Genomic DNA, 22,300 nt, shown 5'->3' on the forward strand with positions numbered 1-22,300 from the left:
GGTGCGTGGTCTGCGAGCGCGAGTACGAGGCGCCGGACATGGCCCATTGCCCCGCCTACCGCGGCCACATCTGCTCGCTGTGCTGCACGCTGGATGCGCGCTGCGGCGACATGTGCAAGCCCCATGCGCACCTGGCCGTGCAGTGGGCGGCGGCGCTGCGCTGGCTGCTGCCGCGCAGCGCCTGGCGCCTGCTGGATTCGGGGCTGGGGCACTTCCTGCTGCTGATGCTGGTGATCGCGCCGCTGCTGGCCGCGGTGTTCGGGCTCTTCTACCACCAGGAACTCCAGTCGCTGGGCGCGGCCGGCGCGCCGGTGGGCGCGCTGCGGTCGGGGCTGCTCAAGGCCTACCTGGCACTGCTGGTCATCTCGGGCATCGTGGCCTGGTGGCTGGTGCTGGCCCACAAGAGCCGCAAGGTGGCGCAGGAGGAATCGAACCGGCAGACGCACCTGCTGCAGCGCGAGATCACGCTGCACCGGCAGACCGACCAGGCGCTGCAGGAGGCCCGCCGCACGGCGGAGCAGGCGCGCGGCGTGGCCGAGGAAGCGCGCGAGGAGGCGGAGCACGCCCGGCGCCTGGCCGACCAGGCCAACCAGGCCAAGAGCCGCTACATCAGTGCCATCAGCCACGAGCTGCGCACGCCGCTCAACAGCATCCTGGGCTATGCGCAGCTGATGGGGGAGGACGCGTCCGTGCCGCCGCACCGCCAGCAGGCGGTGGGGGTGATCCGGCGCGGCGGCGAGCACCTGCTCACGCTGATCGACGGCACGCTGGACATCGCCCGCATCGAGAGCGGCAAGCTCACGCTGCAGGTGCGCCCGATGCGATTCGCCGACTGCGTGCACGAGATGGTGGAGATGTTCGAGCCCCAGGCCCGCGCCAAGGGCCTGGCGTTCCGTTTCGATCCGCAGGGCGTGCTGCCCGAGGTGGTGCGCGGCGACGACAAGCGGGTGCGGCAGATCCTGATCAACCTGATCGGCAACGCCATCAAGTTCACGCCGGGCGGCCACGTGCGCCTGGGTGTGCGGCACGCGCGCGAGCTGGCGCTGATCGAGATCGAGGACAGCGGGCCGGGCCTGACCGATGCCGAGCGCGCCAGCATCTTCGAGCCCTTCGCGCGGGGCACGGCCAGCAGCCAGGGCGCGGCGCCCGGCGCAGGCCTGGGGCTGACGATCGCGAAGATGCTGACCGAGCTGATGGGCGGCGAGATGACGGTGGCCAGCCGGCCGGGCGCGGGCGCGCTGTTCCGCATCCGCCTGTTCCTGCCCGAAGTGCATCCGGGGGCGCTGGCCGCCGATGTGAACGCGGCCCGCCCGCGCGCGGTGCGTCGCGGCTATGCCGGCCCGCGCCGCCGCATCCTGGTGGTGGACAACGAGGAGCCGGACCGCGAACTGCTGGTGCAGTTGCTCGCGCCCCTCGGCTTCGAGCTGCGCACCGCCGCCAGCGGGCACGATGCGCTCGACCTGCTGGCCGCCGGCTATGGGCCGGACGTGGTCTTCATGGACCTGGCCATGCCGGGCATCGACGGCTGGGAAACGATCCGCCGCCTGCGTGCCGCGGGCCATGTGCGGACGCATGTGGCCGTGGTGTCCGCGAACGCCTTCGACAAGGGGCTGGAGAACGACGTGGGCATCAGGCCCGAGGACTTCATCGTGAAGCCCGTGCGCCATACCGAGCTGCTGGACTGGCTGGAGCGGCGGCTGTCCCTGCAGTGGCTGCCGGAGGCCGCGCCCTCCGTTCCGCCGCCCGGGCCCCCTGCGCCGCTGCCGGCGCTGGCGCTGGCCGCGCCGGATGCCGCCCGGCTCGCCCCGCTGGCCGAGGCCGTGGAGCTGGGCTACTACCGGGGCGTGATGGCCCAGCTGGCGGAGATCGAGTCCGCGCAGCCCGAATGCGCCGCCTGGATCGCCCAGGCGCGCGCGCTGGCGCGGCAGTTCCAGTTCGAGGCACTGGCCCGCCTCATGACACCGACCCGAGCCCCATGACCGACGCGCACATGCCTTCCGCCCCTGCTTCCGATTCCGCCGCCGCGCGCGCCGCGCCGCTGAGGGAGCACGACAGTGCCGGCCTGGTGCTGATCGTGGACGACGTGCCCGACAACCTGGCCGTGCTGCACGACGCGCTGGACGAATCCGGCTACACCGTGCTGGTCGCCACCAGCGGCGAGACCGCGCTGGCCCGGGCCGCCCAGGCCATGCCCGACGCGGTGCTGCTCGACGCCATGATGCCCGGCATGGACGGCTTCGAGGTCGCGCGCCGCCTCAAGGCCCACGCCGCCACCGCGCACATCCCCATCATCTTCATGACGGGCCTCACCGAGACCGAGCACCTGGAGGCGGCCCTGGCCGCCGGCGCCGTGGACTACGTGACCAAGCCCATCAAGCCGCGCGAGGTGCTGGCGCGCATGCATGTCCATCTGCAGGGCGCGCGCCGCGCGCGGCAGGACATGCGCCAGGCCGGGCAGGCGCGCAATGCGCTGGATGCCTTCGGCTACGCCAGCATCACCGTGCGCGCGAGCGACGGCCGGCTGATGTGGCAGACCGCGCTGGCGCGCACGCTGCTGCGCGCGTATTTCCCGGCCGAAGGCGATGCACCGCACGATCCGGCCGCCACGCCGCAGCCGGTGGCCGACTGGCTGCGGGCGCTGCTGCCGCAGGTGCCGTCGTTCGCCGCGCAGCAGACCGAGCCGCCGCGCCTGGTGGTGGAGCGCGGTGCACGGCGCCTGTCGTTCAGCCTGCACCGGCAGACCGGCGACAGCGAGGGCGGGGGCGACTGGCTGATCGTGATGCGCGAGGTGTCCGACGCGGCAGTGATCGAGGCGCTGGCCCTGGGCTTCCGGCTCACCGCGCGCGAGGCCGAGGTGCTGTACTGGCTGCTCAAGGGCAAGACCAACCGCGACATCGGTGACATCCTGGGCTCCAGCCCCGCCACGGTGAAGAAGCACCTGGAGCGCGTCTATGTGAAGCTGGGGGTGGAGACGCGCACGGCCGCGGCGGGCATCGCCATGGCGCGCATCCGGCAGACGCATCCGCAGTTCGAGGGATAGGTGCCTTCCGTCCGCTGGGGCGCGCAGTAACCCTACGGAACGCCGAAATATACATTCTGTGACAATTGGCGCAGGGTGTGCGGCCCCGCGCCCGGTTGCCGAAGCCCGTCCGGCCATCGGCTTGCGCCCCTTCCCATGAACGACACCGTCCCCCCGCGCCGGGCAGACCCGCGCCGCGATCGCCCGCTGCTGCGGCGGCTGTTTCCCGCCATCTGGGTTCTGCTGGCGCTGATCGGCCTGGGCGCCTACCTGCTCATCACCAACGCGCTCAGCCAGGACGCCGACGTCCTGACGCGCTCGCGCGTCTTCATCCAGCGCAGCCTGGAGCAGCAGCGGGGCGAGATGGGGCGCAACATCATCAACTACAGCAAGTGGGGCGAGGCCTACCGGCACCTGCACCTGAAGGTGGACAAGTTCTGGGCCGACGACCAGCGCAACGTGGGCGACATCCCGTTCGACCTGTACGGCTACAACGGCGTTTGGGTGGTCGATGGGCGGGACCGCACGGTGTACGGCGTCATCGACGGCCGGTCCACCGCGCGGCCGCTCACCGACTGGCTCCAGGGCGACGTGGCCGGGCTGGTCGCCGAGGCGCGCCGCCCGGAGCTGAAGGACGGCAGCGAAGTGCGGGCGATGGAGGTGGCGGGCATGCCGGCGATCGTGGCCGCTGCCACCATCACGCCGGGGTGGGATGCGTCCGTGCCGGTATCGCCCGGCCCTCCCTCCGTGATGATGTTCGTGACGGTGCTGGACGCCGCCCGGCTCGGGCAGCTGAGCGACACCTACGGCCTGCCGGCCCTCACCGTGTCGCGCCAGCCGCTGCCGGGCTACGAGTCCATGCCGCTGCCGGGCTCCGCCATCCGGCTGAACTGGCAGCCGCCCCGGCCGGGCCGCGACCTGCTGCGCCAGACCCTGCCGCTGTTCGCGGGCGGCGTGCTGCTGTTGCTCGGCGTGCTGTTCCTGCTGCTGCGCAATGCCCTCGCGTCGTCCCGGCAGATCGATGCGCAGCTGCACGCCCTGCGCACCAGCCAGGCGGGGCTGCAGGACAGCGAACGGCGCTTCCGCGACATGGCGGAGACCTCGTCGGACTGGCTGTGGGAGACGGATGCCGCAGGGCGCCTCTGCTACCTCTCCGACCGGTTCTCGCAGGTGACCGGTCACCGCCGCGGCGACTGGCTGGGCCGGCCGCTGGACGAGCTGCTCCGGCCCGAGGGCGCCGAGCCGCTGCTGCCCTGGATGGAGCGCGCAGGCGCGCGCGGGAACGACGGCGCGCACGGCTCCGCGCGCAACTCCCTGACCTGCCACATCGACGACAGCGCGGGCCTGCAGCGCATCTGCCGCATCACCGCGCGCGCGGTCGAGGGCGGCCAGGGCTTCCGCGGCACGGCCACCGACCTCACCGAGGAATGGCAGGCCCAGGCGCGGGTGCGGCACCTTTCTCTGCACGACATGCTCACCGGCCTGCCCAACCGGCGGCGGCTGCACCAGTTCCTGGCGGCGCACCTGGAGCCGGGCGGGCCGCTGGTGCTGCTGTGCCTGGACCTGGACCGCTTCAAGCCCGTCAACGACGCGCTGGGCCACGCGCTGGGAGACCAGGTGCTGCAGGAAGTGGCCCGCCGCCTGCTGACGCTGGTCGGGCCGCAGGATCTCGTCGCGCGGCTGGGCGGGGACGAGTTCGTCCTCGCGCTGCCGGGTGATCTGCCGCAGGAGTCCATCGACAGCCGCTGCGCCGCCGTGGTGGCCGCGCTCGGCGAACCCTTCGTGCCCGATGGCCGGACGACCGTCTTCATCGGCTCCAGCGTCGGCGTGGTGCAGGCGCCGCGGCACGCCGACACGGCGCAGGAACTGCTGCGCAAGGGCGACATCGCGCTCTACGACGCAAAGGCGGCCGGCCGCAACACTTGGCGCCGCTACACCGATGCGCTGGACCGGCAGGCGATGGAGCGGCTGCAACTGGAGCAGGACCTGCGCGCGGCGTTGCGCACCGGCGCGCTGCGCCTGCACTACCAGCCCTGCCATGCGGTGGACGGCGGCGCGCTGCGCAGCCTGGAGGCGCTGGTGCGCTGGCAGCATCCATCGCGCGGGCTGCTGCTGCCCGAGGCGTTCCTGCCGCTGGCGCAGGACACGGGCCTGATCCGGCCGCTCGGCCGGTGGGTGCTGGAGACGGCATGCCGCGACGCCGCCGGCTGGCCGGCCGGCGTGCGCGTGTCCGTGAATCTCTCGGCCGGCCAGTTCGGCAGCGCGGGCGCGCAGGGCGACGATCTGGCCTCCGTGGTGGCGGCGGCGCTGCGTGCCAGCGGTCTCGCGCCGCAGCGTCTGGAACTGGAGATCGGCGAGGAAGTATTGCTGGTGCATGGCCAGGAAGCGATGGAATGCATCGCGGCGCTCAAGCGGCAGGGCGTGCGGCTGACGCTGGGGGATTTCGGATCGGGCTTCTCGCCGCTGGCCTGCCTGCGGCAACTGCTGCCCGACGGCATCAAGATCGGCCGCGGCTTCGTCGCGCACCTGCCCGAGCGGCCGCATGACCAGGCGATCGTGCAGGCGGTGAGCGCCCTGGCGCACTCGCTGGGCCTGTCGGTGCGCGCCGAGGGCGTGGAAACCCGGGCCCAGCTCGACTGCCTGATGCGCCATCCGTGCGACGAAGTGCAGGGCTTCCACTTCGGCGGGGCGCTGCCGGCCGACGCGCTGGGCGGGCTCTGGGCCGCGGCCCCGGCCGCCCCGATGGAAGGCACCTGTGCCACCGGCCCGGCGCAGGGTCGTGCCCCGGACAGGAGCGTGCCGCCGGGCGCATGACCTCCGCCGCCGCCATCGCCAATCAGCGGCCCACGGCCTTTTCCAGTTCCGCCTTGTTCATCTTCGAGCGGCCCGCGATGCCCTTCCTGCGGGCTTCCTCGTAGAGCTGCTCGCGCGTGCGGCCCTGTGCGCCGGTGTGGGAGCGCTTTCCGCCGCGCACCGGCGCGGGCGTGTCGTGCACGGTTTTCGGACTGGCCTCCTTCGCCTCGCCGTGCTGCGCGCGTTCCTTGTTCACGGTGCGGGCCGCTATCTGCTCGGCGGTCTTCTCGCTGCGCCCGCGGTCCTTCAGGCTGTCCTTGATGTGTTCGTACTGGCGTTCGCGTCGGTCGCTCCAGGCGGCTCGGGGCATGGCGTACTCCTTGGTTCCGATGGAAGGAAGGGCGATGCCTGTGCGGCACCGGGTGGCGTTATCTGAACGCCTCGGCACGGCCCGCCCTGTCGGCGCAGGGGGAGTGACGCCGTAGGACGCCGCACGGCGTGCCGGGCACGCGGATTGCCGCGCATGGCGATGAAGGCTCAGGCAGTCAAGGGCGGCGTTGGGCGCGGGGCGGCGGCATGGCCGTTGCGCAGCACCATCGCCGTGCCGATCGCCAGTCCGGCGCCGAAAGCGGCGTACACGGCGGCCAGCGCGGGGCGGCTGAGGTGGTGCTCGAAGCCGGGCGTGAAGCGGCGCGGGGTGAGCCGGAAATCGACGTAGCAGGCCGCCGCGGAGGTGACCGCCGCGCGGCGGCAGACCTGGCCCCAGGTTTCCCGCGGAGCCGGTCCGCGTGCGTCGCGGGCTGCGGCGCTGGCAGCGGCCCAGAAGACGGACGCACCGTGGTGGATGAGGTAGCCGGGCAGGGTGTGGGAGAGGCGGGTGCGGTGCTCGCGCAGCGCGGAGTCGCCCCAGAACCAGTGGCTGACGGCGTTGACGGGCGTCACCGTGGCACGGGCCTGGCGTCGGCCCGCGCACAGCAGGGCCACGGTGGAGAGCACGCTGGCCCAGCCGCCAGCGATGGCGCCTTCGCGCAGGGTACGGTTCCAGTCGATGGGCATGGCGGGCTCCTGGGGGTCGCGGTGAAAGGAAAGGGGGTGGGGAAGAGGGAGGGGGTAAGGAACATCATCGCCACCGGCGCGCCGCCGAGCCTGTCGGAGGGCGCATCCATCGCATGCAGGAGCGCACGTCCTGCGAAGCAAGAAAGGAAACAACGATCCATGGAATATCTCGTCGTCAAGTGGCTGCACATCCTCTCGTCCACGGTGCTGTTCGGCACCGGCATCGGCACGGCGTTCTACCTGCTCGTGGCGATGATCGGCAAAGACCTGCGCTTCATCGTGCCGATGACGCGCTGGGTGGTGCGCGCCGACTGGCTCTTCACCGGCACCACGGCGGTGCTGCAGCCGCTCACGGGCTGGTGGCTGGTGCACCTCATGGGCCTGCCGTGGAGCACCCCGTGGCTCGCGCGTTCGATCGGGCTCTACGCGCTGGCGATGGCCTGCTGGCTGCCGGTGGTCTGGATCCAGATCCGCATGCGCGACGCGGCCGTGCGCGCCGAGGCCGGGCAGCCTGGCGCCTGGGCCGAACTGTGGCGCTTCTTCATCGCCTGGGTACTGCTCGGAGTCCCGGCGCTGGCGGCGTTCCTGGCGATCTTCTGGTTCATGGTGAGCAAACCATCCGGCGGCTGATGGTTGATAATTGGTAATACCAATTCGTGTGAAATTTATTGCAATCGCAGGCTGTGCCGGGTTAACCCTGTATATTGTCAAAGGATCAGGTCGGAGAATGCGCGCTGCTGTGTGGATTGGTTGAATTGGTATTACCAATTTTGGCGCATACAGACCGTGCAGCAGTTTTTCCGGCGGGCCGCCACACCAGGCGCGCGCCGGCCCTCCATCACCGACCGACCTCGCCATGCAACCCCTCTGGCAGCAGAACTACGACCCCGCGGGAAACATCTGGATTTCCGCGCTGGTGGCGCTCATTCCCATCGTCTTCTTCTTCCTGGCCCTGACGCGGCTGCGGCTCAAGGGCTACCAGGCCGGCACCGTCACCGTGCTGCTGTCGCTGGCCGTGGCGCTGTTCTTCTACCGGATGCCCGTGAGCGCCGCGCTCGCCTCGGCCGTGTACGGCTTCTTCTACGGCCTGTGGCCGATCGCCTGGATCATCGTGGCCGCGGTGTTCCTCTACAAGATTTCGGTGGCGACGGGGCAGTTCGCCGTCATCCGCTCGTCGATCCTGTCGGTGACGGAGGACCAGCGCCTGCAGCTCATCCTGGTGGGTTTCTGCTTCGGCGCGTTCCTCGAAGGCGCGGCCGGCTTCGGCGCGCCGGTGGCCATCACCGCCGCGCTGCTGGTAGGCCTGGGCTTCAAGCCGCTCTACGCCGCCGGCCTCTGCCTGATCGCCAACACGGCGCCCGTGGCATTCGGCGCGATGGGCATACCGATCATCGTGGCGGGCCAGGTATCGGGCGTGGACGCCTTCGCCATCGGCCAGATGGCCGGCCGCCAGCTGCCGTTCATGACGGTGCTGGTGCTGTTCTGGCTCATGGCGATCATGGACGGCTGGCGCGGCGTGAAGGAGACGTGGCCGGCCGTGCTGGTGGGCGGCGGCTCGTTCGCCGTCATGCAGTTCCTCACGGCCAACTACATCGGCCCCGAGCTGCCGGACATCACCTCGGCCATCGTCTCGCTGGTGGTGCTGACGCTGTTCCTGAAAGTGTGGCAGCCCCGGCGCATCTTCCGCTTCGAGGCGGAGCCCGTGGCAGCCGGTGCGCGCGGCGGCGCAAGGCCGGCCGCGCGCGGCAAGGCCGCGCCCCCGGCGGCCACCGGTGTCTCCAGCGGCGTGCCGCTGACCGCCGGTGCCGTCTTCAAGGCCTGGTCGCCCTTCATCATCCTCACCGCCGTGGTCACGCTCTGGAGCCTCAAGCCCTTCAAGGCACTGTTCGCGGCGCAGGGCGCGCTCGCTTCCACCGTGGTCAACATCCCGGTGCCGTTCCTGCACAACCTGGTGGAGAAAGCCCCGCCGGTCGTCGCGGCCGCCACGCCGTACGGCGCGGTGTACTCGTTCAACTGGCTCTCCGCCACCGGCACGGCCATCCTGATCGCAGCGCTGGTCACGATCGTCTTCACGCGCCTGTCGCCCGCCAAGGCGGTGGCGACGCTCGGCGAAACCTTCAGGGAACTCGCCGTGCCGATCTATTCCATCGGCATGGTGCTGGCCTTCGCCTTCATCGCCAACTATTCCGGCCTGTCCGCCACGCTGGCGCTGGCCCTGGCGCACACGGGCCATGCCTTCACCTTCTTCTCGCCGTTCCTCGGCTGGATCGGCGTGTTCCTGACCGGCTCGGACACGTCGGCCAATGCGCTGTTCGCCGCGCTGCAGGCCACCACCGCGCAGCAGCTCGGCCTGCCGCAGGTGCTCACGGTGGCGGCCAACACCACGGGCGGCGTCACCGGCAAGATGATCTCGCCGCAGTCCATCGCCATCGCCTGCGCGGCGGTGGGGCTGGCCGGGCGCGAGTCGGACCTGTTCCGCTTCACGGTGAAGCACAGCCTGGTCTTCGCGGCCATCATCGGCATCATCACCACGCTGCAGGCCTATGTGTTTCCGTGGATGATCCCGGGGCATTGATGAACACCCCCCTTCCACGGCGTCCGCTGGCCGGGCCTGCTCCGCGGCCATCGGACCGGACAGGCCGTGCGGGGTCCATGCAACGCGCGTGGTGCCTGGCGCCACGGGAAGTCACCCCTGAACTTTTCTAGGAACACCATGCGCCTGGCCGATCACGTCGTCGAGAAACTGCTTGCCCTGGTGCAGGCCCGCGGGCTGCAGGCCGGCCAGCGGCTGCCCGCCGAGCGACAGCTCGCGGACGAGCTGGGCGTGTCCCGCACCTCAGTGCGCGAGGCGATCCAGAAGCTCGTGAGCCAGGGCCTGCTGGCCAGCCGGCGCGGCGACGGCACGTACCTGCAGGCGGCCGGCGCCGCGGAATGGCTGCAGCCGGCCGTGGCGCCGCTCAAGCAGCTGATGGAGTCCGATCCGCACTACCGCTACGACGTGCTGGAGACCCGCCATGCGCTGGAGAGCAGTACCGCGTGGCTCGCCGCCCAGCGCGCCACGCCGCAGGACAAGGACCGCATCCGGCGCTGCTTCGAAGTGATGCTGCAGCACCAGCAGAGCGGCAACTCCGAGCTGGCCGCGCGCGCCGACGCGCAGTTCCACCTCGCCATCGCCGAAGCCTCGCACAACCTGGTGCTGGTGCAGGTGATGCACAGCCTGTTCACCATGGTGCTCTCCACCGTGGAGCGCAACCGGCACGACATGTTCCGCCTGAGCGCGCCGCAGACCCTGCAGATGCTCACCGAGCAGCACCAGGGCCTGATGCAGGCCATCCTCGACGGCGACGCACAGCGCGCCCGGCTGTGCATCGGCGATCACCTGGAGCACGTGCGCACCACCATCCAGCGCCTGGACGAAGACCGCGCCCGCCGCGAGCGGTCCACGCGCATGCCGCTCGACGCGGGGCCCGCGCCGCTGCTGCCCAACGAATCCACACGACAACCATGATCATCTCTTCCACCGCCGACTACCGCGAGGCCGCGCGCCGGCGCCTGCCCCCCTTCCTCTTCCACTACATCGACGGCGGCGCCTATGCCGAGCAGACGCTGCGCCGCAACGTTGAGGACCTGGCTGCGGTCGCGCTGCGCCAGCGCGTGCTCAAGGACATGAGCCGGCTCGACACCAGCATCGAGCTGTTCGGCGAGAAGCTCTCGATCCCCGTGGCGCTCTCGCCCGTGGGCCTGACGGGCATGTACGCACGGCGCGGCGAGGTGCAGGCCGCGCGCGCGGCCGACCGGCACGGCGTGCCGTTCACCATGTCCAGCGTCTCGGTCTGCCCGATCGAGGAGGTGGCGCCGAAGCTCGGCCGGCCGATGTGGTTCCAGCTCTACGTGCTCAAGGACCGCGGCTTCATGAAGAACGCGCTGGAGCGCGCGCAGGCGGCGGGCTGCTCGGCGCTGGTGTTCACGGTGGACATGCCCGTGCCGGGCGCGCGCTACCGCGACGCGCATTCCGGCATGAGCGGCCCCCACGCCGCGCTGCGCCGCTACTGGCAGGCCGCCACGCACCCGCGCTGGGCCTGGGACGTGGGCGCGCTGGGCCGCCCGCACGACCTGGGCAACGTCTCGGCCTACCTCGGCAAGCCCACGGGCCTGGCGGACTACATGGGCTACCTGGGGGCGAATTTCGATCCGTCCATTTCCTGGAAGGACCTGGAATGGATCCGCGCCTTCTGGAAGGGCCCGATGCTCATCAAGGGCATCCTGGACCCGGAAGACGCGAAGGACGCGGTGCGCTTCGGCGCCGACGGCATCATCGTCTCCAACCACGGCGGGCGCCAGCTCGATGGCGTGCTGTCCTCCGCGCACGCGCTGCCGGCCATCGCCGATGCGGTCAAGGGGCAGATCAAGATCCTGGCCGACTCGGGCATCCGCAACGGCCTGGACGTGGTGCGCACCATCGCGCTCGGCGCCGACGCCGCGATGATCGGCCGCGCCTTCATCTATGCCCTGGCCGCGGCCGGCGAGGCCGGCGTGAAGCACGTGCTGGAACTGCTGGAAAAGGAGATGCGCGTGGCGATGACGCTCACGAGCGTGGCGAAAGTGTCCGACATCACCGGCGACCTGCTGGTGAAGGCCTGACGGCCTGGCGGCATCCCCCTGAGCGGCGGGGCCGCGCCTTATCAACGCCCGCGCCTTCGATGCGGCGCACGGATGAACCACATGATGGATGAATCGGCTACTGCTTCCACTTCGCGCGAGGCGCTGCTCGCGCAGCTGCGTGCCGCCGTCGGCGCGGCCCACGTGCTCACCGGCGACCAGGCCACGCGGCGCTTCCGCAAGGGGCACCGCACCGGCGAAGGGCCGGTGCTCGCCGTGGTGCGGCCCGGCACGCTGCTGGAGCAGTGGCGCGTGCTGCAGGCCGCCGTGGCGGCCGGGCGCATCGTCATCATGCAGGCGGCCAATACCGGGCTGACCGGCGGCTCGACGCCCGACGGCGCGGGCTACGACCGAGAGATCGTGCTCGTCAGCACGCTGCGCATCACCGGCGTGCAGGTGCTCGGCGGCGGCGAGCAGGTGGTCTGCCTGCCGGGCGCCACGCTGGACCGTCTCGAACAGGTGCTGGCGCCGCTCGGGCGCGAGCCGCATTCGGTGATCGGCTCGTCGTGCATCGGCGCCTCGGTGCTGGGCGGCATCTGCAACAACTCCGGCGGCGCGCTGGTGCGGCGCGGCCCGGCCTATACCGAGCTGGCGCTCTATGCCCGCGTGCGCGACGACGGCACGCTGCAGCTCGTGAACCACCTCGGCATCGCGCTGGGCAGCACCCCGGAAGAGATCCTCACGCGCCTGCAGAACGGCGACTACACCGCCGCCGAGGTGGCGCACGACCCCCAGCGCGCCGCCTCCGATCCGAACTACGGCGAGCACGTGCGCGCGGTGGACGCCGACACGCCCGCGCGCTTCAACGCCGATCCGTCGCGGCTGTTCGAGGCCTCCGGTTCCGCCGGCAAGCTCTGCCTGTTCGCCGTGCGGCTGGACACGTTCCCGAAGGAGTCCAGCACCGTCTTCTACATCGGCAGCAATGCACCCGACGACCTCACCGCCGTGCGCCGCCACCTGCTGACGGCACTGCCGCGCCTGCCGATCGCGGGCGAGTACATCCACCGCACGGCCTACGACATCGGCGAGCGGTACGGCAAGGACACCTTCCTGCTGATCGACCGCCTGGGCACGGCGCGGGTGCCGGCCGCGTTCGCGCTCAAGAGCCGCATCGACGGCTTCCTCGAGCGCTTCGGGCTGCGCGGCGTGACCGACCGCGCCATCCAGGCGCTGACGAACCTGCTGCCCAGCCATTTGCCGCCGCGCATGCGGCAGATGCGCGAGCGCTACGAGCACCACCTGCTGGTGCGCGTCTCCGACGACACGGCGCAGGCCACGCGCGAGTTCCTGGCGCGGCATTTCGGCGGCAGCACGAGCGGGGGCTTCTTCGAGTGCGATGCGCAGGAGGGCCGCAAGGCCTTCCTGCACCGCTTCGCCATCGCCGGCGCCGCCATCCGCTACCGCGAGGCGCACCGCGGCAGCGTGGAGGACATCGTGGCGCTGGACGTCGCGCTGCGCCGCAACGACCGCGAATGGGTGGAACAGCTGCCGGCGGACGTGGAGGCCGGCGTGGTGCACAAGCTCTACTACGGGCATTTCTTCTGCCACGTGTTCCACCAGGACTACATCGTGAAGAAGGGCGTGGACCCGCTGGCGATGGAGCACCGCATGTGGGGGCTGCTCGATGCGCGCCGCGCCGAGTACCCGGCCGAGCACAACGTGGGGCACCTCTACGTGGCCAAGCCCGCGCTGGCGGACTTCTACCGCCAGCTGGACCCGACCAACACGTTCAACCCGGGCATCGGGCACACGCCGCGGCTGCGCGGCTGGGAGGCCTGCTGCGATGCGCCCGCGCAGTGGCCGAAGGGCTATTCGGAGACGGACGGCGCCCGCGAAGGCGCGCAGGCCGCGGCGCTCTCCCGCTGAGCCGTGGCAGGGCCCGCGGCGGGCCCCGCAGCCCGCATGCGGCCCGCGAGCGCGATCACATGCCGAGCGATTTGAGCAGATCGTCCGTGTCGCTGTCGGACCCGGCCGCCGGCGGAGCGGACGGGGCCGATGCATTGCCGCCGTCCGCCTGCGCCAGCAGCGCGTCGGGATCGGGGGCTTCCTGCGGCTCGAAGTCGTAGAGCTTGATGAACTCGGTGCGGTCGATCGCGAGTTCCAGGTAGAAGATGTGGTTCTTGGCCGTGTAGAAGGTCACGCGGCGCGCCTCGGGCTGGTCGAGGTTGGCGTCCACGCTCAGCATCACCTGCTTGTTCAGCACCAGCATCTTCGGCTGGTTCTGCGTGATGTGCGTCTGCAGTTCGCGCCGCACCTTGCCGGTGAAATCGCCCACCACCTGGTTCATGAGCTCGCCCATCACGTTCGCCACCTCGTCGGAGGTGTAGGAGCTGGCGAGGTCGTCCTGCGACATGCCCATGCTCAGCAGGTAGCTCTGGTAGATCTCCATCGCCGCCTCCTTGCTGAGGTTGATGATGACCAGCCCGGAGAAGCCGCCGTCGAACAGCACGAAGCAGCCGATGTCGGGCCGCAGGCAGGTCTTGCTGATGCGCTGCACCATGCCGGAGTAGTGCAGCTGCGTCTGCGTGGCCAGGCTCAGCACGCGCGTGACGGAGTTGCACAGGCTGATCAGCAGGTCTTCGGTGCCGTAGGTGGGGGCGGACTTGTCGGGCGTGCTCATGGGGGTGCGGGCTGCGGTCGGGCTCAAAAAGGGGATGGCGCGGGCGGGCTCCCGGGCCGCGTGCAGTGTAGCGCGCGGACGGCTCCGCGCGGCCCCGGAACAGCCCGCGTTGCGGGACGCTAACGGGCGCCGCGCTCCAGGCCGGGCTCGGAGATGCGCCGCGCGTACACCGCGAGCACGATGCGTTCGGAATGCACCAGGTAGTCGTGCAGGGCGGCGGCCGCCTCCTGCAGCCGGCCGGCCTCGAACAGCTCGACGATCTTCACGTTCATTTCCACGTAGGGCGCGTGCAGGAATTCCGCGTCGTCGAGCAACCCGAAGGCCAGGCGCAGTTCGGCCAGCAGGTGCGAGAACATCACGTTCAGGCGCTCGCTGTCGGCCAGTTCCACCACGGCCATGTGGAACTCCATGTTCGCCGTGCCGGCACCCTGCCAGTCGCCCGCGTCGCGGCAGCGCAGGGCGGTCTCCACCGCCTGGCGCAGATGCTTCTTGGCCGGATGGCGCGGGTAGGCCTGGGCCAGCGCCTGGCATTCGATGAGCCGGCGCACGCGGTAGATGTCGATGATGGACGCGATGCTGGGCACCGCCACCGACACGCCCCGGTTGGGCTCGTGCTTGAGCAGGCCTTCCTTGGTGAGCAGGCGGAACACCTCGCGCAGGGTGTTGCGCGAGATGTCCAGGCTTTCGGCCAGCGCGGCTTCGGACAGGCGCTGGCCCGGGGCCAGTTCGCCGGCCACGATCCGGCGTCGGATCTGGTCGCTGACGCGGTCCGTCAGGTTCTGGGCGGGAAGTTCACTCATCGGCAGCGGGCAGGGGAAGGGGAGAGACACGGCGCCGCGGCAGGGCGGAGCGTACGTCCGGAGCGCCAGTGTATCGGGCGGCGGGCCTCCTGCGCACGCAGCCGGGGCGGCCGCAGCACCCTGCCGGTGCCATGGCCGCACCATCGCCATGCGGGTAATCCCCATCAACGATCAAATTCAAGTTGTTCAACAATTTGTTCAGATGATTCACCAATGGGTGGGTCTTTGATGAGAAGTTGGCGCGGTATTTGCTCATCACCGTGGGTCATCTTCCTCTTGCTTCTTCCCCTCGCAGAAACGGAAACACACCATGTGGCTCAAGGAAACCAACAAGGAAGAGCGCAAAACGCTCTTCGCCGCGTTCGTCGGCTATGGCGTCGATGCGTTCGACTACATGATCTATACCTTCATGATCCCGACCTTCATCCTGGTCTGGGGCATGACCAAGGCCGAGGCGGGCTACATCGCCACCGGCGCGCTCATCAGCTCGGCCGTCGGCGGCTGGCTGGCCGGCATCCTGGCGGACCGCTACGGCCGGGTGCGGATCCTGCAGCTGACGGTGCTGTGGTTCAGCTTCTTCACGTTCCTGAGCGGCTTCACCCAGTCGGCCGAACAGCTGTTCATCACCCGCATGCTGCAGGGGCTGGGCTTCGGCGGTGAATGGTCGGTGGGTTCGGTGCTGATCGCCGAGATGATCCGCGCCCGCCACCGCGGCAAGGCCGTGGGCCTGGTGCAGAGCAGCTGGGCCGTGGGCTGGGGCCTGTCGGCCATCGCCTTCTGGGCCGTCTATGCGCTGGTGGACCAGCAGTACGCATGGCGCGTGCTGTTCTGGCTGGGCGCGCTGCCCGCGCTCTTCATCCTCTACATCCGCCGCAACATCAGCGAGCCGGCCGTCTTCCGCGAAACCCGCGCCGAACTGGCCCGCACGGGGCAGAGCGCCAGCTTCTGGCTGATCTTCAAGCCGGGCGTGCTGCGCATCACGGTGTTCGCGAGCCTGCTGGCCACCGGCATGCAGGGCGCCTACTACGCCGTCACCACCTGGCTGCCCACCTACCTGAAGATGGAGCGCAACCTCTCCGTGCTGGGCACCAGCGGCTACCTGATGGTGCTGATCGTCGGTTCCTTCGCCGGCTATCTCACCAGCGCCTGGCTGTCCGACCGCCTGGGCCGCCGCCGCTGCTTCATCCTGTTCGCCGTCTGCGCGGGCGTTCTGGTGACCTGCTACACGCAGCTGCCGATCACCGACGCCGCCATGATGGTGCTGGGCTTCCCGCTGGGCTTCTTCCTCTCGGGCATCTTCTCGGGCATGGGCGCCTACCTGTCCGAGCTGTTCCCCAGCCACATCCGCGGCTCGGGCCAGGGCTTCTGCTACAACTTCGGCCGCGCGGTGGGCTCGGTCTTCCCTGCGATGATCGGCCACATGAGCGCCAGCATGCCGCTGGGCGTCTCCATCGGCTACATGGCGGCGGGCGCCTACCTGATCGTCGTCATCGCCTGCCTGCTGCTGCCCGAGACGCAGGGGCGCGAACTCTCCGCCAGCACCGAAGTGGCGACCTGAGGGCTGCGGTCCTGCTGCCTGCCCGCATCCCATTCCTCGACATCCCTTTTCTCTCGTATGCATATCGACCTGAACAGTGACCTGGGCGAGAGCCTGGGCGCCTGGCGCATGGGCGACGACGCCGCCATGCTCGGCATCGTCACCAGCGCCAATGTGGCCTGCGGCTTCCACGCAGGCGATGCGGCCGGCATCCTGGCCACGCTGCGCGCCGCGCGGGAGCGCGGCGTCTCGGTGGGCGCCCACGTCGCCTACCCGGACCTGGCCGGATTCGGCCGCCGCAACATGGATGTGGCGAGCGCCGACCTCGTGGCCGACGTCATCTACCAGATCGGCGCGCTGCAGGGCCTGGCCACGGCCGCCGGAACGCGCGTGACCTACGTGAAGCCGCACGGCGCGCTCTACAACACCATCGCGCACGATGAGCGGCAGGCGCGCGACGTGATCACGGCCATCCGCGCCATCGACCCGTCCCTCGCGCTGGTGGTGCTGGCCGGCTCGCCGCTCGAACGCTGGGCGGCGGACGCCGGCCTGCGCGTCGTGGCCGAAGCCTTCGCCGACCGCGCCTACACGCCGCAGGGCACGCTGGTGTCGCGGCGCGAGCCCGGCGCGGTGCTGCACGACGCGGCCGAGGTCGCACGCCGCATGCTGCAACTCGTGCGCGAAGGCACGGTGCAGGCCATCGACGGCAGCACCACCCGCGTGCGCGCCGACTCGATCTGCGTGCACGGCGACTCGCCCGGTGCCGTGGCCATGGCCCGTGCCGTGCGCGAGGCGCTGGAGCGCGAAGGCATTGCGCTGCGCGCCTTCGCATGATGAACCCGACCCCACGGAGCCGCCCATGAATTCCCCCCTGCAAACCGCCCGCGCCGAGGCCATGCAGGCCGCGCGCGACGCCCGCAACCGCTACCGCGCTGGCCTCATCGAACCCACCGCCGGCCGCGCCCCGGGCATGACCCAGGCCAACATGATCGCCCTGCCGCGCGACTGGGCCTGGGACTTCCTGCTTTACGCGCAGCGCAATCCCAAGCCCTGTCCGGTGCTGGACGTGATCGAGGCCGGCAGCCACGCCACCGTGCTCGCCGAAGGCGCCGACCTGCGCACCGACATTCCCCGTTATCGTGTCTGGCGCGACGGCCGGCTCGCCGAAGAAGTCTCCGACGCCACCGCGCTCTGGGCCGAGCACCCGGATCTCGTCACTTTCCTGATCGGTTGCAGTTTCACGTTCGAGACGCCGCTGCAGGAGGCCGGCATCGAGGTGCGGCACATCGCCCAGGGCTGCAACGTTCCGATGTACCGCACGCAGCGCCAGTGCCGGCCCGCGGGGCGGCTGCGCGGCGAGCTGGTGGTGTCGATGCGCCCCGTTCCCGCCGACCGGGTGGCCGATGCGGTGTCGATCTCGGGCCGTTTCCCGTCGGTGCATGGCGCGCCCGTGCACGTGGGCGACCCGGCGGCGCTGGGCATCGCCGACCTGGCGCGGCCCGACTTCGGCGATCCGGTGGAGATCCGTCCCGGCGAGGTTCCCGTGTTCTGGGCCTGCGGCGTGACGCCCCAGGCGGCCGTGATGGCATCGGGCGTGCCTTTCGCCATCACCCACGCGCCGGGCTACATGTTCATCACCGACGTGCCCGACAGCACCTACCACGTGTGACGGCCCGCAGTTTTCCCTTTACCGGCTGGAGTTCCGATTGCGCTTTCTTCCCGTCAACCTGAATGCCCTGCTGGTCGAGCTGGACGATCTGGACCAGACCCTCGCGCTGCTCGCGTCGCTGCGGCGCACGCCCGTCGGCGGCATCGAGGAACTGGTGCCGGCCGCGCGCACCCTCCTGGTCCTTTTCCGGCCCACGGTGCAGAGCTTCGCCGCGCTGGTGGATGCCATCGCGCGGCGCGACGTGCGCGGCACGGCGCAGCGCGGCGACATGCTGCTGGAGATTCCCGTGCGCTACGACGGCGAGGATCTGGCCGAGGTGGCCGGGATGCTGGGCACGACGCCCGAGGACGTAGTGCGCCGCCACACCGGCAGCGAATACACCGTGGCCTTCACCGGCTTCGCTCCCGGCTTCGGCTACCTGGCCGGCGGTGATCCGTCCCTGGACGTGCCGCGCCGCCGCACCCCGCGCACCCGCATCCCGGCCGGCGCCGTGGGCCTGGCGGGCGTGTTCAGCGGCATCTATCCGCAGGCCAGCCCGGGCGGCTGGCAGATCATCGGCACCACGCCCCTGGCGATGTGGGACATCGACCGCGATCCCCCCGCGCTCCTGCAGCCCGGCGCGCGCGTGCGCTTCGTGGACATGGCCACGCTGAGCGGGGCGGCGCGCGAGGCGCTCTGCGCAGCGGGGCCTGGAGCGGCTCTGGCACCCGCACCCGCACCTGCCGCCGTCGCTTCGGCCGAGAGCGGGGCTGGTGGGGCGGCGCTGGGCGTGGTGTCCGCAGGCCTGCAGACCCTGTTCCAGGACCTGGGCCGCCATGGCCATGCAGGGCAGGGCGTTTCGGCCTCCGGCGCGATGGACCGGGCCGCCTGCCGCGCCGCCAACCGGCTCGTGGGCAATCCTTCCGGCGCCGCCTGCCTGGAGACGGTGCAGGGCGGCCTGCGCCTGCGCAGCCAGGGCGACACCGTCGTGGCCGTGGCCGGTGCGGATGCGCCCCTGCTGTGCACGGCCGCCGACGGCCGGCGCTGGCCGGTGCCGCGCTACACGCCGGTGGCGCTGGCCGATGGCGACGAACTCTCCATCGGCGAGCCGACCGCCGGTGCGCGCTGCTACCTGGCGGTGCGCGGTGGATTCGGCGTGGCGCCGGTGCTGGGCAGCTGCTCCACCGACACGCTCGCCCGCGTGGGCCCACCGGCCGTGGCCGCCGGCGACGTGCTGCCCGTGCGCCCACCGCAGGGCCTGCCCGTGGTGGGTGCTGCCGAGATGCCCCCGGGTGGGCTGCCCGGGGCGGGGTGCGAGGTCGTGCTCGACTGCGTGCCCGGGCCGCGCACCGACTGGTTCACGCCCGAAGCCGTCGCGCTGCTGGCCTCCCAGCGCTGGCAGGTCACGCCGCAGTCCAACCGCGTGGGCCTGCGCCTGGCGGGCGAGGTGTCGCTGGCGCGCGCCGTGCCGGGCGAACTGCCCAGCGAAGGCACCGTGGCCGGCGCCATCCAGGTGCCGCCCAGCGGCCAGCCCGTGCTGTTCCTGGCAGACCATCCGCTCACCGGCGGCTACCCCGTCATCGGCGCCGTCGCACCGTACCACCTGGATCTGGCAGGCCAGATCCCCGTGAACGCCTGGGTGCGTTTCCGGCCCATCCGCGCCTTTGAACCCGTCACCCGTTCCTGAACACCATGAAAAAAGTCCTGATTGCCAACCGCGGCGAGATCGCGGTCCGTATTGTCCGCGCCTGCGCCGACTACGGCCTCGGCTCCGTCGCCGTCTATGCCGACGCCGATATCGACGCGCTGCACGTGCGCATGGCCGACGAGGCCTGGGGCCTGGGCGGCGACCGCCCGGCCGATACCTACCTGCACATCGAGAAGCTGCTCGACGCCGCCCGCAAGAGCGGTGCCGATGCCGTGCACCCCGGCTACGGCTTCCTGTCCGAGAACGCGGGCTTCGCGCGGGCGGTGATCGGTGCCGGCCTGACCTGGATCGGCCCGCCGCCCGAGGCGATCGAGCGGCTGGGCGACAAGGTCGAGGCGCGCCGGCTCGCGCTGCAGGTGGGCGCGCCGCTCGTGCAGGGCACGGCCGACCCGGTGCACGACGTCTCCGAGGTGCTCGCCTTCGCCGAGCAGCACGGCCTGCCGATCATCATCAAGGCGGCGTTCGGCGGCGGCGGCCGCGGCATGAAGATCGCCTGGCGCATGGACGAGGTGGAAGACCTCTACGCCTCCGCCGTGCGCGAAGCCACGGCAGCCTTCGGCCGCGGCGAATGCTTCGTGGAGCAGTTCCTGGACCGCCCGCGCCACATCGAGGCCCAGGTGCTGGCCGACACGCACGGCAACGTGGTGGTGCTGGGCACGCGCGACTGCTCCCTGCAGCGGCGCAACCAGAAGCTCGTGGAGGAGGCGCCCGCGCCCTTCCTCACGCCGGAGCAGCGCGAGCGCATCCACACCTCGGCCCGCGACATCTGCGCCGCCGCCGGCTACACGAGCGCCGGCACGGTGGAATTCCTGCTCTCGGGCACGGGCGCGATCTCGTTCCTCGAAGTGAACACGCGCCTGCAGGTGGAGCATCCGGTCACCGAGCAGACCACGGGCGTCGATCTCGTGGTGGAGCAGTTCCGCATCGCCGAAGGCTTGCCGCTGCGCGTCACGCAGACGCCCGAGCCGCTCGGCCATTCGATCGAATTCCGCATCAACGCCGAGGACGTGGGCCGCGGCTTCCTGCCCACGCCCGGGGGCGTGACCCGGTTCGATCCGCCCTCGGGCCCCGGCGTGCGGCTGGACACCGGCGTGCAGGCCGGCTCCATCGTGCCGGGCACCTTCGATTCGCTCATGGCGAAGCTCATCGTGTCGGGTTCCACACGTGCCCAGGCCATCGCGCGGGCGCGCCGCGCGCTGCGCGAGTTCCGCATCGACGGCGTGGCCTCGGTGCTGCCCTTCCACCGCGCGGTGATGGAGCACGAGGATTTCACCAACGGTGAAGCCCTGCGGGTGCACACCCGCTGGATCGAGACCGATTTCGCCGAGACCCTGGCTGCGGCAGCCCGTGCCGAGCCGCTGCAGGACACCGCCCTGGTGCGCACCGCGATCGAGATCGACGGCCGGCGCGTGGCGCTGGGCCTGCCGGCCGTGCTCCTGCAGGGGCTGCAGTCCGCGGGCGGCGGGACTGCTGCGGTGGCCGCGGCCACCCCGGCCGCAGCGGCGCAGGAAGGCGCCGTGCCCGCGCCCGTGGCCGGAACCGTCCAGGCCTGGAAGGTCGCCGAGGGCGACACCGTGGCCGAGGGCGATGTGGTGGCCGTGATGGAGGCGATGAAGATGGAGATGCAGGTCACCGCGCCGCGGGCGGGGCGGATCACGGACCTGGTGGCCACCGGCAGCTACCAGGCCGCAGGCGCGCCGCTGGCCCACGTGGCCTCCTGAGCCGTTCTGCCCGGCCCGGCCCCGGCAGCCGGACCTGCCTGCACCCCCGGTGTCCCGGGCGGCATCCGGGGCGGTGCCGGTGCAGGGAAGGAGACCGTCAGCGGCCGAACGGCCAGGCGGTCTGGCCGGCGGGGTTGTTGTGGTTGTCCCAGTTGACGGGCCGCGGATCGGCGATGGTGTTCTCGTCCTGGCTGAACCGCCCGTACTGCGGAGCGATGCCCGGGTCGTCTTCCCAGGTCGCCTGCTGGGTGAACTTGCCGGTCTTGCGGTTGAACTTCAAGGCATGCATGGCCGTCTTGCCGCCCCAGTCGGTCGAGGGCAGGGAGATGAAGTTCACCGCGTACTCGTCGTCGGTCATCTTGCCGTTCACCACGAACACGCCGTAGTGCTCTTCACCGGGCGAAATGATCTTGTAGACGCCGTTGTCGTAGTAGTACAGCGTGGCGTCCTCGAACGGCTTCTTCTCGTACAGCTTCTCGTAGAAGAGCTTCTGCGTGAAGGTCGGCTTGCCGAACTGGACTTCCACCGAGGGCGCGCGCGTGCCGCCACCACTTTGGGCCGAGACGACGGAGACCATGGTGCAGGCGATGAGTGACAACAGCAATTTCTTCACAGTGACCTTCTTTGGGATGGTTGAGGGGACGCATGCCCCCCGCGCCGTGCCGGCGGCAACGGTGTGTCGCACAGGGGACATGACCGATGATCGTAGTCACTGTCGAGTTGCATGGCGTGCTTCTCG

The 22,300-nt window shown here is 70.9% G+C and carries 18 protein-coding genes; 13 read left to right on the forward strand and 5 right to left on the reverse strand.

Annotated elements, in window-relative coordinates:
• The 3 genes from Q9R47_RS16765 to Q9R47_RS16775 form a co-directional block, all read left to right on the forward strand.
• A partial coding sequence (locus Q9R47_RS16765; protein ID WP_311234325.1) for an ATP-binding protein occupies window positions 1–1,979 on the forward strand: 1,979 nt, incomplete at its 5' end.
• Window positions 1,976–3,040: a response regulator transcription factor gene (locus Q9R47_RS16770; RefSeq protein WP_311234326.1), complete on the forward strand. Its 1,065-nt coding sequence runs from the start codon at window positions 1,976–1,978 to the stop codon at window positions 3,038–3,040. The genes Q9R47_RS16765 and Q9R47_RS16770, both read left to right, overlap by 4 nt.
• Window positions 3,041–3,175: 135 nt before the next feature.
• Entirely contained in the window at window positions 3,176–5,833 is a 2,658-nt protein-coding gene (locus Q9R47_RS16775; protein WP_311234327.1) for an EAL domain-containing protein, read from the forward strand.
• Between the two features lie 22 nt (window positions 5,834–5,855).
• Here Q9R47_RS16775 and Q9R47_RS16780 read toward each other — a convergent pair whose 3' ends face one another.
• Entirely contained in the window at window positions 5,856–6,182 is a 327-nt protein-coding gene (locus Q9R47_RS16780) for a plasmid stabilization protein (protein ID WP_311234328.1), read from the reverse strand.
• 167 nt (window positions 6,183–6,349) lie between these two features.
• The gene (locus Q9R47_RS16785; protein ID WP_311234329.1) at window positions 6,350–6,868 is read right to left on the reverse strand and encodes a hypothetical protein; all 519 of its coding nucleotides are present in this window, start codon (window positions 6,866–6,868) and stop codon (window positions 6,350–6,352) included.
• 159 nt (window positions 6,869–7,027) lie between these two features.
• Between Q9R47_RS16785 and Q9R47_RS16790 the strand changes: the two genes are divergently transcribed.
• The 5 genes from Q9R47_RS16790 to dld all read left to right on the forward strand — a co-directional run bounded on the left by Q9R47_RS16790 (window position 7,028) and on the right by dld (window position 13,393).
• Window positions 7,028–7,498: a DUF2269 domain-containing protein gene (locus tag Q9R47_RS16790; RefSeq protein ID WP_311234330.1), complete on the forward strand. Its 471-nt coding sequence runs from the start codon at window positions 7,028–7,030 to the stop codon at window positions 7,496–7,498.
• A gap of 226 nt (window positions 7,499–7,724) precedes the next feature.
• A complete protein-coding gene (gene lldP / locus Q9R47_RS16795; protein ID WP_311234331.1) occupies window positions 7,725–9,443 on the forward strand; it encodes an L-lactate permease in 1,719 nt (572 codons plus the stop codon).
• Between the two features lie 138 nt (window positions 9,444–9,581).
• The gene (gene lldR / locus Q9R47_RS16800) at window positions 9,582–10,376 is read left to right on the forward strand and encodes a transcriptional regulator LldR (RefSeq protein WP_311234332.1); all 795 of its coding nucleotides are present in this window, start codon (window positions 9,582–9,584) and stop codon (window positions 10,374–10,376) included.
• Window positions 10,373–11,509, forward strand: a complete 1,137-nt coding sequence (gene lldD / locus Q9R47_RS16805; protein WP_311234333.1) for an FMN-dependent L-lactate dehydrogenase LldD — start codon at window positions 10,373–10,375, stop codon at window positions 11,507–11,509. Before lldR ends, lldD begins: the two co-directional genes overlap by 4 nt.
• A gap of 72 nt (window positions 11,510–11,581) precedes the next feature.
• Window positions 11,582–13,393: a D-lactate dehydrogenase gene (dld, locus tag Q9R47_RS16810; protein ID WP_404977163.1), complete on the forward strand. Its 1,812-nt coding sequence runs from the start codon at window positions 11,582–11,584 to the stop codon at window positions 13,391–13,393.
• Between the two features lie 55 nt (window positions 13,394–13,448).
• On the opposite strand, the gene Q9R47_RS16815 is transcribed toward dld, so the two are convergent.
• Both Q9R47_RS16815 and Q9R47_RS16820 read right to left on the reverse strand, forming a co-directional pair.
• Entirely contained in the window at window positions 13,449–14,147 is a 699-nt protein-coding gene (locus Q9R47_RS16815; RefSeq protein ID WP_311234334.1) for a DUF3334 family protein, read from the reverse strand.
• A gap of 119 nt (window positions 14,148–14,266) precedes the next feature.
• Window positions 14,267–14,947, reverse strand: a complete 681-nt coding sequence (locus tag Q9R47_RS16820) for a GntR family transcriptional regulator (protein ID WP_311234335.1) — start codon at window positions 14,945–14,947, stop codon at window positions 14,267–14,269.
• A gap of 310 nt (window positions 14,948–15,257) precedes the next feature.
• Between Q9R47_RS16820 and Q9R47_RS16825 the strand changes: the two genes are divergently transcribed.
• Genes Q9R47_RS16825 through Q9R47_RS16845 form a run of 5 tightly spaced genes read left to right on the forward strand, consistent with a single transcriptional unit; the run spans window position 15,258 to window position 21,561 of the window.
• Window positions 15,258–16,505, forward strand: a complete 1,248-nt coding sequence (locus Q9R47_RS16825) for an MFS transporter (RefSeq protein WP_311234336.1) — start codon at window positions 15,258–15,260, stop codon at window positions 16,503–16,505.
• A gap of 57 nt (window positions 16,506–16,562) precedes the next feature.
• Window positions 16,563–17,318 carry a 5-oxoprolinase subunit PxpA gene (locus Q9R47_RS16830; protein ID WP_311234337.1) on the forward strand — a complete coding sequence of 252 codons (756 nt, stop codon included), beginning with the start codon at window positions 16,563–16,565 and terminating at the stop codon, window positions 17,316–17,318.
• Window positions 17,319–17,343: 25 nt separating this feature from the next.
• Window positions 17,344–18,153: a putative hydro-lyase gene (locus tag Q9R47_RS16835; protein WP_311234338.1), complete on the forward strand. Its 810-nt coding sequence runs from the start codon at window positions 17,344–17,346 to the stop codon at window positions 18,151–18,153.
• A 37-nt stretch (window positions 18,154–18,190) separates the two neighbouring features.
• Window positions 18,191–19,819 carry an urea amidolyase family protein gene (locus tag Q9R47_RS16840; RefSeq protein ID WP_311234339.1) on the forward strand — a complete coding sequence of 543 codons (1,629 nt, stop codon included), beginning with the start codon at window positions 18,191–18,193 and terminating at the stop codon, window positions 19,817–19,819.
• A gap of 5 nt (window positions 19,820–19,824) precedes the next feature.
• Complete coding sequence (locus tag Q9R47_RS16845; protein ID WP_311234340.1) at window positions 19,825–21,561, forward strand: biotin carboxylase N-terminal domain-containing protein; 1,737 nt, start codon at window positions 19,825–19,827, stop codon at window positions 21,559–21,561.
• Between the two features lie 97 nt (window positions 21,562–21,658).
• On the opposite strand, the gene Q9R47_RS16850 is transcribed toward Q9R47_RS16845, so the two are convergent.
• Window positions 21,659–22,138, reverse strand: coding sequence for a hypothetical protein (locus tag Q9R47_RS16850; protein ID WP_311234434.1), 480 nt, complete (start codon window positions 22,136–22,138; stop codon window positions 21,659–21,661).
• Between the last annotated feature and the right edge of the window lie 162 nt (window positions 22,139–22,300).

The organism is Acidovorax sp. PRC11, from assembly GCF_031844105.1.
Lineage (GTDB): Bacteria > Pseudomonadota > Gammaproteobacteria > Burkholderiales > Burkholderiaceae_C > Paracidovorax.